The organism is Pseudoalteromonas sp. TAE56, assembly GCF_000497955.1.
Taxonomy (GTDB): Bacteria; Pseudomonadota; Gammaproteobacteria; order Enterobacterales; family Alteromonadaceae; genus Pseudoalteromonas.
Map to the genome: position 1 here is coordinate 22,397 of NZ_AUTN01000134.1, position 14,752 is coordinate 37,148.

General features: G+C 37.4%; 21 protein-coding genes. 20 read left to right on the top strand and 1 reads right to left on the bottom strand.

All coding sequences use genetic code 11. The features are described 5' to 3' along the window. Positions 1–75: 75 nt before the first annotated feature. The 8 genes from dkgB to L656_RS0115655 all read left to right on the top strand — a co-directional run bounded on the left by dkgB (position 76) and on the right by L656_RS0115655 (position 4,919). On the top strand, positions 76–891 hold the full coding sequence (gene dkgB, locus L656_RS0115620; protein ID WP_024599899.1) for a 2,5-didehydrogluconate reductase DkgB: 816 nt from the start codon (positions 76–78) through the stop codon (positions 889–891). Positions 892–970: 79 nt separating this feature from the next. After that, positions 971–1,258: a putative quinol monooxygenase gene (locus L656_RS0115625; protein ID WP_002958660.1), complete on the top strand. Its 288-nt coding sequence runs from the start codon at positions 971–973 to the stop codon at positions 1,256–1,258. Between the two features lie 335 nt (positions 1,259–1,593). After that, complete coding sequence (locus L656_RS0115630) at positions 1,594–2,004, top strand: hypothetical protein (protein ID WP_024599900.1); 411 nt, start codon at positions 1,594–1,596, stop codon at positions 2,002–2,004. A 107-nt stretch (positions 2,005–2,111) separates the two neighbouring features. Then, positions 2,112–2,402, top strand: a complete 291-nt coding sequence (locus L656_RS0115635) for a hypothetical protein (protein WP_024599901.1) — start codon at positions 2,112–2,114, stop codon at positions 2,400–2,402. Between the two features lie 98 nt (positions 2,403–2,500). Further along, positions 2,501–2,722, top strand: a complete 222-nt coding sequence (locus L656_RS0115640) for a hypothetical protein (protein ID WP_029750890.1) — start codon at positions 2,501–2,503, stop codon at positions 2,720–2,722. A 96-nt stretch (positions 2,723–2,818) separates the two neighbouring features. Further along, positions 2,819–3,163, top strand: coding sequence for a hypothetical protein (locus L656_RS0115645; RefSeq protein ID WP_024599903.1), 345 nt, complete (start codon positions 2,819–2,821; stop codon positions 3,161–3,163). Positions 3,164–3,619: 456 nt separating this feature from the next. Further along, entirely contained in the window at positions 3,620–4,024 is a 405-nt protein-coding gene (locus L656_RS0115650) for a hypothetical protein (protein ID WP_002958658.1), read from the top strand. Positions 4,025–4,154: 130 nt separating this feature from the next. Continuing rightward, positions 4,155–4,919 carry a 2-keto-4-pentenoate hydratase gene (locus L656_RS0115655; RefSeq protein ID WP_024599904.1) on the top strand — a complete coding sequence of 255 codons (765 nt, stop codon included), beginning with the start codon at positions 4,155–4,157 and terminating at the stop codon, positions 4,917–4,919. Between the two features lie 9 nt (positions 4,920–4,928). Here the strand turns inward: L656_RS0115655 and L656_RS0115660 are convergent, their stop codons facing one another. Further along, a complete protein-coding gene (locus L656_RS0115660) occupies positions 4,929–5,582 on the bottom strand; it encodes a DUF6058 family natural product biosynthesis protein (RefSeq protein WP_024599905.1) in 654 nt (217 codons plus the stop codon). A gap of 171 nt (positions 5,583–5,753) precedes the next feature. On the opposite strand from L656_RS0115660, the gene dapA reads away from it, so the two are divergent. The 12 genes from dapA (at position 5,754) to L656_RS0115720 (ending at position 14,734) form a co-directional block, all read left to right on the top strand. Continuing rightward, positions 5,754–6,671: a 4-hydroxy-tetrahydrodipicolinate synthase gene (gene dapA / locus L656_RS0115665; protein WP_024599906.1), complete on the top strand. Its 918-nt coding sequence runs from the start codon at positions 5,754–5,756 to the stop codon at positions 6,669–6,671. Between the two features lie 118 nt (positions 6,672–6,789). Beyond that, entirely contained in the window at positions 6,790–7,503 is a 714-nt protein-coding gene (locus tag L656_RS0115670; RefSeq protein WP_198923575.1) for a beta-ketoacyl synthase chain length factor, read from the top strand. Then, positions 7,496–8,278, top strand: a complete 783-nt coding sequence (locus L656_RS0115675; protein WP_024599908.1) for a lysophospholipid acyltransferase family protein — start codon at positions 7,496–7,498, stop codon at positions 8,276–8,278. The genes L656_RS0115670 and L656_RS0115675 overlap by 8 nt, the downstream gene beginning before the upstream one ends. Then, on the top strand, positions 8,275–8,532 hold the full coding sequence (locus tag L656_RS0115680; RefSeq protein ID WP_002958649.1) for a phosphopantetheine-binding protein: 258 nt from the start codon (positions 8,275–8,277) through the stop codon (positions 8,530–8,532). The genes L656_RS0115675 and L656_RS0115680 overlap by 4 nt, the downstream gene beginning before the upstream one ends. A gap of 21 nt (positions 8,533–8,553) precedes the next feature. Then, complete coding sequence (locus tag L656_RS0115685; RefSeq protein ID WP_002958648.1) at positions 8,554–8,799, top strand: acyl carrier protein; 246 nt, start codon at positions 8,554–8,556, stop codon at positions 8,797–8,799. Between the two features lie 4 nt (positions 8,800–8,803). Continuing rightward, positions 8,804–9,370 carry a COG4648 family protein gene (locus L656_RS0115690; RefSeq protein ID WP_024599909.1) on the top strand — a complete coding sequence of 189 codons (567 nt, stop codon included), beginning with the start codon at positions 8,804–8,806 and terminating at the stop codon, positions 9,368–9,370. Continuing rightward, positions 9,363–10,727 carry an AMP-binding protein gene (locus tag L656_RS0115695; protein WP_024599910.1) on the top strand — a complete coding sequence of 455 codons (1,365 nt, stop codon included), beginning with the start codon at positions 9,363–9,365 and terminating at the stop codon, positions 10,725–10,727. Before L656_RS0115690 ends, L656_RS0115695 begins: the two co-directional genes overlap by 8 nt. Further along, the gene (locus L656_RS0115700) at positions 10,711–11,076 is read left to right on the top strand and encodes an ApeI family dehydratase (RefSeq protein WP_024599933.1); all 366 of its coding nucleotides are present in this window, start codon (positions 10,711–10,713) and stop codon (positions 11,074–11,076) included. Before L656_RS0115695 ends, L656_RS0115700 begins: the two co-directional genes overlap by 17 nt. After that, positions 11,069–11,818, top strand: coding sequence for a glycosyltransferase family 2 protein (locus tag L656_RS0115705; RefSeq protein ID WP_024599911.1), 750 nt, complete (start codon positions 11,069–11,071; stop codon positions 11,816–11,818). Before L656_RS0115700 ends, L656_RS0115705 begins: the two co-directional genes overlap by 8 nt. Then, positions 11,808–12,776: an LpxL/LpxP family acyltransferase gene (locus tag L656_RS0115710; protein ID WP_024599912.1), complete on the top strand. Its 969-nt coding sequence runs from the start codon at positions 11,808–11,810 to the stop codon at positions 12,774–12,776. The genes L656_RS0115705 and L656_RS0115710 overlap by 11 nt, the downstream gene beginning before the upstream one ends. After that, on the top strand, positions 12,769–14,313 hold the full coding sequence (locus L656_RS0115715; RefSeq protein WP_024599913.1) for an HAL/PAL/TAL family ammonia-lyase: 1,545 nt from the start codon (positions 12,769–12,771) through the stop codon (positions 14,311–14,313). The genes L656_RS0115710 and L656_RS0115715 overlap by 8 nt, the downstream gene beginning before the upstream one ends. Further along, a complete protein-coding gene (locus tag L656_RS0115720) occupies positions 14,306–14,734 on the top strand; it encodes an acyl-CoA thioesterase (RefSeq protein WP_024599914.1) in 429 nt (142 codons plus the stop codon). Before L656_RS0115715 ends, L656_RS0115720 begins: the two co-directional genes overlap by 8 nt. Positions 14,735–14,752 lie beyond the last annotated feature (18 nt).

Consider the following 14,752-nt stretch of genomic DNA (forward strand, 5'->3'; position numbering starts at 1 on the left):
TAAGAAGTAAAAGGTGTATTTCGTAAAGCTTTAAAAGAGCTTGTTTTTAACCGATTATTTTATAAGGATAGAGCCATGACACAACGTGTAATTGAAATGCCGGATTTAGGTATGGGAACATTCCGTTTAGAGGGCGACACTGCCTATAACTCAGTAAAAATGGCGCTCGAAGTTGGGTTTCGCCATATTGATACCGCACAAATTTATGGCAACGAAGAGCAAGTAGGCCAAGCCATAAAAGATAGTAATATTCCGCGCAGTGAAATATTCTTAACTACCAAAGTGTGGAATAACAAATTAAATAAAAGTGACTTTATCCCAAGCGTTAAAAAGTCACTTGAAAAGCTACAAGTTGATTCGGTCGACTTACTGTTAATTCATTGGCCATCGCCTGCTAACGACGAGCCAATGAGTGAATACCTTACTGAATTACTAAAAGCTAAGCAGCTTGGTTTAACTAAACACATTGGTGTATCAAACTTCACCATTGCAAATTTAAACTTGGCTCAGCAAACGCTCGACTCGCGTGAAATATTTACCAATCAGGTTGAGGTTCACCCGTACTTAACTAATACTAAATTGCGTGCATTCTGTGCTCAGCACGATATACACGTAACGGCGTATATGCCATTTGTAGTAGGTAAAGTACTTAAAGATCAAACCATTATCGACATTGCTAAAAAGCACGATGCAAGTCCAGCACAAGTTGTTCTAGCATGGGTAAACGCTAATGGCATGACGACAATTCCATCATCAACTAAGCGTAAAAACTTAGAAAATAACTTTAACGATCACGTTAAATTAGATGATGAAGACATAGCCCGTATTGATGGTCTAGATTGCGGCGACCGCCAAGCAACACCAGAATTTGCGCCGCAGTGGGATCAGTAAACTTACCTCAAACGCAAAGTTAAACTAAATATTCTAAGGTGTAGATTATCTACACCTTAACTTTTAAAAAGGAATACACATGTTAACGGTTATAGCTGCACTGTCGTGCAAGAATATTGATGCAGATGTCATGCTTACAGCACTTGAAAACTTACAAAAGTCATCGCGCCAAGAAGTAGGGTGCTTACGTTATGAATTATCGGTAAAAAGTGATGATGAACATACAGACTATGTAGTTAGCGAACAATGGGCGTCTGATGAGCACTTTGAAGCGCATAAAAACGAGCCACACTTTAAAGCGTTTGGTACGCAAGTTACTGGGCTTTTGACCAATAGTAGTATTGATGTATATAAATCAATAGGTTAAATTCTTTTTATAGTGCCTATTATTGTATGTATTAAAATACTTAGCTAAATTACATATTATAAAGTAAATACCCAAATAGGTGCTGTTAACTTACATCACCTTTTATTCTTACACTCCAACCTACTTAAATACTCAACTTCCCCAATATCAATGAAACCTATCAGGACTCTTTTTTGTTAATGTGTAGGCGACGAAATCAAAAGAGGTTTAAATCTTTATTAAAAGTCGTTTTGGTATAACAACCCACCCAAATAAAGAACACATTTAATTTGTTGTTTACATTGAAGTTCTCTGGTGTAAATATAGAAAGATGTAATTTAAGGCATTAAGCATATATGTTCGACTTGAATAGTTTGAAAGGAAAAGTTCTTATAGCTGTTTCATCAAGTCATATTCACGAAAAAGTTCACCAGGCATGGCAAGATAAGAGTAATGAAGGTTTTTTGATTTGCTATGAAATAACCTTAGAATTTGAAGATGGCAAAACTTATTTAATTAAACCGTGTGAAGTTGACGCTATTGGTTATTACCCAAGTTTAGGATTGAGTATAGAACCTGTAGAAAGAATTGAATTATTGTACCCTTTTAATATTTCAAAACTGCCGAGCCGAATATGCGACATTGTTGAAAGTGATCATTTAGGCGAAGACGTAGTAAATCAATTTACACTAACTTTTAATGATGGAAAAAATTTTGTTATCAGACATGTTTACCCACCTATGACGATGGGAATTAGAGTAGGGTAAATCTTAGGTAGTAATTTAACTATAAGCCTGGTAGTTGTTAATAGGCTCCTTACTTCTGCATATTTTAACTAACCACTTTCTATTATGAGACGTAAGTTATACGTGACATGTTTGATGAATTCAGATATATCTTGTCAAAAATTGAAGTTAAAGAACACGTTGAATGGGGAGCATCAATTGAATTAATTGATTACGATCACAAGGATTATATTGAAGACGTATTGTGTGAAAAGTTCGGTCTTGAATATGAATTCAGTTCTAATAAAGATATTACGGGAGGATATGTTCTATACTTCTGTAAAAGTGCAACTTTTGATCAAGTCAAAAATGCAGTTGCAAAGATAAATAACTACCATGAATTACAAAGCAGAGAATTCAAGGTAGCACCGTATAAGTAATTAAGGCGAGAAGGGAGGTTAGCCGCTGGCAATTTTCGTTCTTCAGTACTCACCTATTTTAGAGCTGAGTTAATTAAACCAATAATAGAGACATGGGTATGGAAATTAATAAATCTAATCAATCTATTCTTATTTTTGTAATTCCTTTATTAACTGCGTATTTCGGATCAAAAGTTATATTTCACTTACTTGCTTTTGAGTATCTTGTGTTTACAGATACTTTTGACGTTATAAAGCTACTCATTGATATTAGTGTATTTGGAGTGTTGTTCTATATTAGTTCACTGGGCGTTGGTTATGTCATCAGAGCTAAAACTTAAGTTTTTTAATCATTAGCTGGTGAATTGCTAGCTGAAAAATCACAGCCAATAAAGCCTTAATAGCTTTGAGCTGTATCAATTTATATGGAAATAATAATGAAAAAATTAATCGCAATTATAGCGTTGTTAGGCTTTGTTTCATTTGCACAAGCAAATGATAGTTTTGTAGTGAACGCCAAATTTTATGATAATAAAAACCTAATTGGCTCACCTGTTTTAGAAGTCAATTCAAATGAAGAGGCATCAGTTTCAGTTGATAATTCGTATAGTTTTGCTCTTACAGTAACGCCAATTGATGATTCTACTGTTAGTCTAGCAACTGACCTGAAGCTAGGTGGAAAACACATGGCTCCCTCTTTAGTTGTGGAGCTAGGCAAAGAAGCAAGTATCAACATTGATGGTAAAGAGATGTCAGTTTTAGTGAGCAAATCAAGCAGTTAATAATACCAACCTGCATAAATCTTTGATCAATTTAACGAATTAAATTGCACTATAACGTCGTTAAAAATTTTTCATTTAGAACAACTAGATATAAAAATTTTTGCCTAGTTCTAGCGTAATTTTCTTAACGTTAAATAGACCCCACATATAAGCAGATTGGTATAAGTTAAAAATTAGGAATGTAATTAATGAGAAACTCAAGAAATGAGATAGTAAAATACGGAGTATCCTTCGGTACGGCCTTAGCGATTGCTATTTCATGGAGTGCTAATGAGTCTGTGTTATGGGCTATTTTGCACGGTTTTTTATCTTGGTTTTATGTTATTTGGCATGTAATTACGCGATAAGTGTTTTCGCGGGTGCACAGATTGATTATGTAGGCTGCGGTCAATGTTAATAGTCGAGCAATTACCATTTAAAACAATTAAGCTAAAAATATAAAAGGAATAATTAATAATGAAAGGCGCTGGTGGAAGCTCTGGTGGTATAGGGCATTTTTTTATTGGTTTAATTATGATGTGCGGTGGCTTTTATATGCTGCTAAACGCAATTTCGGTGACCTCTAATTTTGGACTAAGTTCTCGCATTTATAGTGTTAATGCTTTAGGTGGCTTTGGCGTTACAGGCGGCATGGTTATGATCCCATTTATTTTTGGTGTGGGTCTGATTTTTTACAATTCTAAAAATATTTTAGGCTGGGTGCTATCTCTAGGTTCGTTAACCGCACTCATATTTGGCGTTATATCGAGTGTTCGATTTAGTATGCGAACTATGACATCGTTTGATTTGATTGTTATTATAATTTTAGCGTTTGGCGGCTTAGGGCTATTTTTACGATCGCTTAAATCTATTGATACTTAAATAATTACCGCGCTTTGTTTTAAATATAATTTCAATTATTGGCATTTAACATTATGTTCTAATGCCTAAATTAATAATGTAATCCTTCCTATTTACTGCTTAACCAGTAACGTATTTTAAAGAGATTTATGTGAACAACTCAATACAGCTAAAACTAATTGCTACTCACTTATTAGCACAAAGAGAAGAAAATCCAGCGTGTTCAAACTTTCCTAAAGAGTTAGTACTAGACACGACTGACGATGCAGTAGAAGTACAAAAGTTGATGATTTATTTAAATGACCAAACTGTATATGGCTGGAAGTGTATGCTGCCTTTAGATGATGGCTCAATTATATTAGCGCCTCTTTTACATGCACCTATAAAACAAGCTGAAAATTGCCCACTGTATACAACAAATAACAAAGCGCTGATAGAACCAGAAATTGCATTTATTTTACAAAGCGATTTACCAAGTAATAAAACCTATACAAATGAAGACGTGGATACGGCATTTGCCAGCGCTCATTTAGCACTTGAGCTTATTCAAAAAAGGTTTGATGAAGACACTCCAAGCACTCACATTGAAAAGCTGGCTGATGGTTTATCTAACCAAGGTGTGTATTTAGGCCCACAAATAGATAAGACCAAAGCGTATAACGCAAATACTGTAAATATTAACGTTAAGCAAACTGAGCTGGAGTTAAACTTGGCAGGTGTGCATCCTGCAGAACTTGCGCAGCTTCCACTTTATTGGGCAGTTAATTACTTATCAGCAAAGGGAATTAATTTAAAAACTGGGCAAGTGTTTATAACAGGCTCATATTGTGGTGTTGTTGAGCTTAATACAGATCAGTTAACCACGGTTAGTTACGAAGACTTAGGGTCTGTTAGCACTACGTTTTTATCAAAGTAAATTTAAACGCTATTTAATAGATAAATCGTATTTTAAAATAAGCGCATCTATGTATCGGGTGCGCAAAGTGTGTTGTTTTTCATGATCGGCGCCATGCCCTAACGCTTTGTTTAAAAGCTTCATGGCGGGGTGTAGTTGTGCTCTTTCTTCTTGGTTTAAACTCGCTTTACTGCGCAGTTCTGTAATGTCGTCAACTAATAGTCTGCCAATATCTACCGAGACTATTTCGTCTATTAAACCATTCTGAGTAAGTACACCGTACTTACTGCATAAAAACTGTTGCCAAACTTGCTGTAAGTGCTCGTCTATTTCACAGCCAAATAGCTCTTCGCTAAACGTAAATCCTTGCTGAGCGAGCTTAGTTAGGCTTGCAGTATATTGCTGTGCAAAATAATTAAAAGCGTGGCTTGATGATTCTATTTTTTGTTTTAAAAGACCCTGCCCCCAATTAACACAGCCGCGCGGGTAATAGTCGTCATACTCTTCGCATTCATACAAGCCTGAATATGAGCTGCAGCTAAGTTGGCTTTTAATACAGTAACTTGGTTTTGGGAAAACACTTCGCTCTTGCCAAGCTAAAAGTGTATCTGCATCTATATTTAATGCTTGGCACAGTTCATCGGTGTTATAAAAATGAGTTGCTAAGTAGTCAGATAAACGCATAAAGCCTCTGGTATCGTTAAAAATAAAATACTGTTTATATATACAGTTATTCATTTTGTATTACCAAACCTAATAATACAAGAGATTTTATAATTAAATGTAGGCTTACACCTCCAAAAGTACCCGCAATTATGTTACAAATAGCGCAAGTTTTATAAATAATGATTTTTTATGCGCACCCTAGAGAAAATTAAACAAGCAAGCCTTATTACAGCTATTAAAACGCCATACTTAGCAAACGGTGAAATAGATCTCGCAAAGTACGATGAACTCGTAGAAATACAAATTGCAGCGGGCGTTGATGGCATTGTAGTCGGTGGCACAACAGGCGAAGGCCAGTTAATGAACTGGGAAGAGCATTTAATGCTTATAGCGCACAGTGCAAACAAGTATGGCGACAAACTGGTTATTGTTGGTAATACCGGTAGTAACAACACCCGTGAAGCTATTAAAGCAACTAAGTATGGCTTTGCCAGCGGTATGGATGCAGCACTACAAATTAACCCGTACTACGGGCGTACGTCAATTGCGGGTGTTAAAGAGCACTTTAAGCGTGTGTTAGATATTGGACCTGCCTTTATTTACAACGTAGCAGGGCGCACAGGTCAAGACCTAACACCTGATATTATTGAGCCACTGGCACAGCACGAGCATTTTATTGGTGTTAAAGAGTGTGGCGGCAATGAACGCATAGCCCATTATGAGCAGCAAGGTATTGCATGTTGGTCGGGTAACGATGACGAAAGCCATGATGCGCGCCACACACATAAAGCGCACGGTGTTATTTCGGTTACATCTAACCTTATTCCTGGTTTGTTCCGTCAGTTAATGGATACTAAAAATGATGAGTTAAATACCTCATTACAACCATTAATGAACTGGTTGTTCTGCGAGCCAAATCCGATTGCTATTAATACCGCCATGATGATGACAGGTGCAGTAAACCCCGTATTTAGATTACCGTACTTACCGCTTAGTGATGAGCAGCAAGCTCAAGGCGAAGTGTTAATTAATGAGTTAAATAATAACGATGTTGTTGGCGGTACAGCGAAGTGTTTAAAGCAGAATGATATAGCTCTACTTTCATAGTAATATGAGCAGGCACTGAACAACTCGTTAGTTCAGTGCTTTTTGTTAATGATTATTTACTTCTATTGCTAAAATCGGTAAAATTCCCTCCCTTATATCTTATAAAATATGCAGAGCTGTGAAATTTGTTGTTGAAGAACTCGCTATATGGATAAAGCCCGAACAGCGACAAATAAAAGAGAGTAATTGGTTTGATTCCTCTGTATTAAATCTTAGTTGGGTGCCTGCTATGCAGCGACGCCGAATGACTTCCTTTATCAAAATGGCCCTCTTTAGTGCTCATCAAGTAAGTACTCAAGGTAACTACGTTAATTTACCGAGTGTTTTCTCTTCTCGCCACGGCGATTTTCACAAAACGTCCAACTTACTTGTTGATGTAGTTAATGATCAGCCACTGTCGCCCACTGGTTTTGGGTTAAGTGTGCATAATGCCGCATCGGGACTTTTTGGGATAATACAGGGTAATATAAGTGCTACGAATGCTATTGCTGCAGGAGCCGAAAGCTTTATTTATGCACTAGTAGATGGCTTTGTTAGACTTGCTGATAACGATCAGCAACACATGTTAATAGTTCATACGGATGAGACTCTCCCCGATATTTACGCTCAGTATGCCGATGAACAGCAAATAGCACACTCTATTGGTTTAATAATAAGAGCGCCGCAAAAAGGCGAACCGCATTTTAGTTTAAACAAAGTATTTAACTCGGGCGTGGGGGAAAGCGACTTACCAATGAGTATTCAATGCGCTAAAGCTTTGCATGAGCGCAGCAATACATTACTTGTTCATAACACGCTTGAGCACGATTGGCAGCTTACATACCATGCTTAAAAATGCACAAAGGTTATGTGGATTGGTTTGGCGGATTATTGCTACTGCATTTTGCTTCTCAGTTTTTGGGATTGGTGGTTTAGTATTAGCTTTTATTATTTTTCCTGCTCAGCGCGTATTTCAAAGTGACTCAGTTAAGCAAAAAATCAAGGCTCGAAAAACAGTACATTACAGCTTTAAGTTATTTGTTGGTTTAATGCATTTAACGGGCGTTATTCGATTTCATGTTGAAGATAAAGCAAAAATTGAAGGCTTAAAAGGGCAGCTACTATTGGCAAACCATCCTTCTTTGATTGATGTTGTTGTTTTAATTTCGGTAGTAAAAAATGCTGATTGCGTAGTAAAGGCGCATTTATTTAAAAATCCTTTTATGCGCGGCGTTATTAAAAGCACCGGCTACATAAGTAATGACGATCCACAGGAGCTATTACGAGAGTGTGAGCGCAGTTTGCAAAAAGGTAATAACTTAATTGTATTTCCTGAAGGTACACGGACAGAGCCTCACAAAACATTAAAGTTTAAACGGGGCGCTGCAAATATTGCAATTAGATGTCATGCGCCCATTACTACTTTTTTAATTAAAATGAAACCAAACACTTTAACCAAAGGTACACCTTGGTATAAGGTCGCGCCATATCAGGCGCATTTTACAATGAGGCTCGCAAGCCAGCAGTTTAATTGTGCAACGTACGACAACGATATGCCAGCGATGCAATCACGCCAATTGACTAAAGATTTACAACATTACTTTACACAAGAGCTAAAAAATATATGAGCGAATTAAAAGAACAAATAAAACAACTGATTATCTCAAGCCTTGATCTTGAAGACATGACCACTGCTGACATTCAAGATGATGACGCTTTATTTGTAGATGGCCTAGGGCTAGACAGCATAGATGCATTAGAGCTTGGCCTTGCGATAAAAAAACAATTTGATGTGAAAATAGATGCAAACTCTGAGCAAACTAAAGCGCACTTTGCCTCAGTTAATTCTTTAGCAAAATTTATTGAACAAGCACGTTCTTAATATATAAAAGTAGGAAGAAAGATGAAAACCGCTGCTGAAATTTATGATGTATTACACGGCATTTTAGAGAACGAATTTGAAATAGACCCAGAAGATATTAGCTTAGAGGCTAACCTGTACCAAGATCTTGATTTAGACAGTATTGATGCAGTTGACTTAGTTGTGAAATTAAGAGAAATCACAGGTAAAAAAATTGAGCCAGATGCCTTTAAGCTCGTGCGCACAGTGCAAGACATAGTTACCGAAATAGAAAAGTTAGTTAACTAATACTATGTTAAAAGCAGTTTTAACAACGTTAATTATGATTTGTTTGGCTTGCTACCCTCTTATTGTGTACGTAGGCCTTACGCGTTTTAATAGTCAGTTAATTACAGTATTACTGCTATTTATACTCGGGGTTAGACTTTGGTTAAGCAGAGCCTTGTTTGATAAAATGCCGTGGTTAAAGCCCGCTACATTTTTAGCAGCCATTACTATTGTGATTTCCAAGGTAATGGATAGCGACTTAGGGCTGCGCTTGTACCCCGTAATCATTAATTTAGTTATGTTAATTGTGTTTGCGTATTCTTTGTATAAAGGGCCTTCTATTATTGAAACCTTTGCGCGTATCACTGAGCCCTCACTTGATGAAAACGGTGTAATTTATACAAAAAAAGTAACGCTAGTGTGGTGTGTTTTTTTTGTATTTAACGGTGGTATTGCCCTATACACCAGTATTTTTAGTAGCCTAGAAACATGGGCTTTTTATAATGGTTTTATTGCTTACTTAGCTATGGGCACATTGTTTGCCATAGAATGGCTAGTCAGACAAAAAGTAAAAAGGAACGCCGGTGTTTAATGCTTTTCAAAGTAATGCGATAAGAACGTGCTTTAATCATACTGATAATGATATTTCGGAGCGTCAGTTTGTTAGTGATATAAACGAAGTTTTAGCTAAACTATCAACGTTAAACGCTAAATCATCAGTTGTTTTATACACCACAGACACTTACAAATTTGCCGTGTACTTGTTTGCTTTGGCACTACACGGAAACACAGTGATTCTGCCGCCTAATGGGCAACCTGCAACGTTAAACTCCTTGCTTAAACAAACACCTTTTTTTATTGGTGAGTCTGAATTAGTAGCCGATTTAGAGGCTGATTTTTTAGATATTGGCACCCTAGTCAATCAACCTCACTTTGTATCTATTGAAACAATTAAATGGCCTCAAGAAGGCACAATTGTTTTTTACACGTCGGGCTCGTCGGGTAAAGCCAAGCCAATTGTAAAAACGTGGCAGCTAATAAATAAAGAATTAAGTACATTAATTAATAGCTATGCACTGATTGATAATCCTATTTTTATAGCGAGTGTTTCGCACCAGCATATATACGGCTTATTGTTTAGATTACTGTGGCCATTGCGCGCAGGAAAGGTTGTTAATACAGAACTACTGCACTACCCAGAACATGTAGCTAAAAAGCTCAAGTTATTTAAAAAAGTAGTCTTTGTTTCAAGCCCTGCGCAGTTAAAGCGGTTATGTATTGATAATGTTTTAGTGGATGATAAGTCTCATTTACAATGGGTTTTTTCATCAGGTGGGCCGTTACTAAACGAAGATGCTGTATCGTTGTTTACGCAATTAAATAAACCAGTCACACAAGTTTTTGGTAGTACCGAAACTGGTGGTATTGCATATCGACAAGTTACTTCACTTGAAAAGGTTAGCCTTTGGCAGCCATTCTCGGGTATTAAAGTACGGGCTTTGGACGATCAGCGTTTAATTTTAAACTCGCCGCTTGTTCGCGATAAAAATTACCCTTTAGATGATAGAGGGGAAGTGCTTAAAAATGGTCAATTTAGATTACTAGGCCGATTCGATCGAATTATAAAGTTAGAAGAAAAACGATTAAGTTTAGATGAGCTAGAACAACATTTGTATACTAGTGAGTGGATAAGTGAAGCTAAAGTAATCGCCTTGCCTGGTGAGCGATTAATTGTAGGCGCCATTGTTGTACTTACACCTAAAGGGCAGGTGTTTTTTAATAGTGACGGTAAGTTAGCCACAAATAACTTATTAAAGGCGCATGCATTAGCGCGCTTTGAGCGAATTTGTATCCCTAAAAAGTGGCGTTTTGTAGATCAATTACCATACAACTCACAGGCAAAGTTAAATTTAAAAGCATTGGAGAGTCTTTTTGCAAAAGTTGATTAAAACACAGCCTGATTTACTGTCTTGTGAAAAAGCAGTACAAAAGTATAAATTAAGCTTACTAGTTCCTCATGATTTAGATTATTTCAAAGGACACTTTACAGATGGCCCAATACTCGCAGGTGTTGTGCAATTAGACTGGGCTGTGGCTGCAATTTGTAAATATTATAATGTTGAGCAACCTGTTAAAAATGTTGAAGTCTTAAAGTTCCAGGTAGTGATTACCCCAGGTATAACAATCGAATTATTGCTTGAGCAAAAAGCAGAGAATAAATACACCTTTTCGTATAATTCAAACAAAGGGCAGCATGCATCTGGCCGTGTTGTTTTTGATAGCCCTATAAATGAATAACTTTTGTATTGTTATCCCTAATTATAATCATATTACGGTTATTGATGATGTACTGAGCCAATTATCGCCATTTAATCTTCCTATTATTATGGTTGATGACGCAAGCAACGCCGAAGCTAAAAATGTGTTTAGTAACCTCAATGCAAAATACGCGCAGTTGAGTGTAGTTACCCACGACGATAACCAAGGCAAAGGCGGCGCGGTACAAACAGGTTTAAAGCATGCACATAAGCTAGGTTTTTCGCATGCGATACAAGTTGATGCAGATGGGCAACATGACTTATCTGACATTAAAAAACTAATAGCACTTTCAAACACTCAGCCTAAAGCGCTGATTAGCTGCTGCCCAATATATGACGATTCAGTGCCTAAGCACCGTTATTTAGCACGTTACTTAACTCATGTATGGGTATGGATTGAGACGTTAAGTTTTACAATTGTAGATTCGATGTGTGGCTTTAGAGTGTATCCGCTTGAGCAAAGTACAAAGCTAATTGATGAGGTATCGCTTGGCAAACGTATGGATTTTGACCCCGAAATTTTAGTGCGTTTATATTGGCGCAACGTGCCTTTTGTATTTTTACCTAGCCAAGTAATTTACCCCGAAAATGGGCTTTCTCATTTTCAGCCATTACATGATAACGTGCGTATTTCGTGGTTGCACACTCGCTTATTTTTTGGAATGTTGATTCGCTCTCCGGTGTTAATTTGGCATAAATTAAAGAGGCGTTATGGCAGCTAAGCACTGGTCTAAAATGCAAGAACGCGGTAATTTTTTAGGTATTCAAATATTGTTATTTGCTCATAAATTACTGGGTAGAAAAGGGCTGTGGATTGTTTTGTTTCCTGTCGTTTTTTATCTTTTTTTAACAGGAAAAGTAGCGCGTGTAGCTTCTAAAGCGTTTTTAAAGCAAGTTAATGTTTACCAAGGCAGGAAGCAACCTGTTACGTTTAAAATGCAATTAACACACTTTTGTAGTTTTGCAGATAGCGCATTAGATAAAATTGATGCTTGGCTTGGGCGAATAACCCAACGTGATATTAAATACACTAATGAGCATTTATTTGCTGAGTTAGATGAGCAAAACCAAGGGGCTATTTTTATAGGTTCTCACTTGGGTAATTTAGAGGTGTGCAGAGCACTTAGCCAACACCGCAGTAGCAAAAAAATAAATGTACTGGTGTTTACCCATCATGCTGTTGAATTTAATAAAATGCTTAAAAAGATTAACCCAAATGTGTCGGTTAATTTAATACAAGTGACTGATATGGGGCCTGACTTAGCTATTTTACTAAAAGAAAAAGTAGAACAAGGAGAAATAATCGTTATTGTTGGCGACAGAACAAGCACAACAACGGCTTCTCGGTCGGTACAGGTACCATTTTTAGGCAAAAAAGCCCCATTTTCACAGGGGCCTTTTATATTAGCCGCGCTGCTTGATTGCCCTGTTTACTTTTTGTTTTGTTTAAAAGATAAAAAAAGCAAAAAGTATCAAGTGATATTTGAACATTACAGCCAATCATTAAAAATGCCTCGACGAGAGCGACAGCAGGCGCTAACACTTATTATTACTGACTATGCACAGCGTTTGAGTTATTACGCAGCTTTATATCCTTATCAGTGGTTTAATTTTTACGATTTTTGGAAAAGTGATCAGCAGGTAGTGCGCGATCAATCAATGGAGAGCAAGTGTGACTGAACAAAATATACAGCTTTTTGGCAATCAGCGATTATCAATTGAAGATATTGTTCGAGTTGCCTTTAATGAAACACAAGTGCAATTAAATAGCTGTGAAACTTTTAGCGGTAAAATTAATAGCGCTTTGCGTTTTTTAGACACACTTTTAAAAGAAGATGGCGTAATTTACGGCGTTACAACTGGTTACGGTGATTCTGTAACGGTGGCTGTACCCCTTGATTTAGTTGATGAACTACCTCTGCATTTAACTCGTTTTCATGGCTGTGGACTTGGGGATGTATTTAATAAAGTGCAAGGGCGTGCAATTTTAGCTACCCGTTTAACATCACTTTCACAGGGCTACTCTGGTATTAGCTGGGAAATGCTGCACCTACTTAAAGATTACTTAAATAACGATATAGTGCCTGTGATCCCACAAGAAGGGTCAGTAGGTGCCAGTGGCGATTTAACACCGTTATCTTACGTTGCAGGTGCGATGGTAGGCGAGCGTGACGTGTTTTACAAAGACCAAGTACGTAACAGTGCTGAAGTTATGAAAGAGGTTGGCTTAGAGCCACTAACACTAAGGCCAAAAGAAGGTCTTGCGGTTATGAATGGCACAGCGGTAATGACTGCATTAGCGTGTTTAGCGTTTGATAGGGCTAATTACTTAGCTAAACTGGCAAGCCGTATTACTGCATTATCAAGCTTAGCGCTTAAAGGAAATAGCCATCATTTTGATGAGATATTATTTTCAGTTAAGCCACATCCTGGGCAGCAACAAATTGCTCGTTGGATAAGAGAAGATTTAAACCATCACGATCACCCTCGTAATGCAGACAGACTTCAAGATAGGTATTCAATCCGTTGTGCACCCCATGTTATTGGTGTGCTGCAAGACAGTCTGCCGTTTTTTAGGCACATGATAGAAAACGAGCTTAACTCAGCAAACGATAACCCAATAATTGACGGCCAAGGTGAGCATGTATTGCACGGCGGGCATTTTTACGGAGGCCACATTGCAATGGCAATGGATAGCATGAAAACAGCCGTTGCAAATCTTGCTGATTTAGCCGACAGACAAATCGCGTCTTTGGTTGATACTAAGTACAACAATGGGCTACCTTCAAACTTGTCTGATAGTGCACCAGAGCGCCGTTATATTAATCATGGCTTTAAGGCTGTTCAAATTGGCTGTAGTGCTTACACTGCTGAAGCATTAAAGCTAACCATGCCGGCCAGTGTTTTTTCTCGCTCTACAGAGTGCCATAATCAAGATAAAGTGAGTATGGGGACTATTGCGTCTCGCGATTGTTTACGTATTTTACAACTAACAGAACAAGTGTTAGGAAGTACGTTATTAGCCAGTATTCAAGGTGTTAGATTACGTATTAAGCAAGGCGATCTTGAGTTTTCAACTTTAACGCAAGATATGCAAAACATGTATATCGATATAACTGATTACTTTGAAAACCTCACTGAAGATAGACCAATGGAAGCCGTGCTAAGGCAAACAATAGGGTATATTCAAACTAAACGTTGGGCGTTGTATGAATAGTAAAGGTGCATTATTAACGCATGTGGTAGAAATCGAAATTCCATTTCATGACTGTGACCCAATGAATGTTGTATGGCATGGTAACTACCCACGTTACTTAGAAGTAGCGCGTTGCGAGTTACTGCGTTTATTTGATTATGATTACCCACAAATGCATGAATCGGGCTACGCGTGGCCTATAGTTGATATGCAAATAAAGTATGTTGCCTCAGCGGTATTTACTCAAAAAATTCAAGTAGCGGCTTATTTAAAAGAATACGAGAATAGACTACGGATTGATTACGTAATCACTGACTCGCTAACTAACAAGCGCCTTACTAAAGCCTCAACCACACAAGTTGCAATTGAGGTTAGCTCTAAAGAAATGCAATTTGAATCGCCCGCTATTTTATTTAATAAATTAAAACCGGTTTTGAATTAAATTTTGATTTTATAGGCG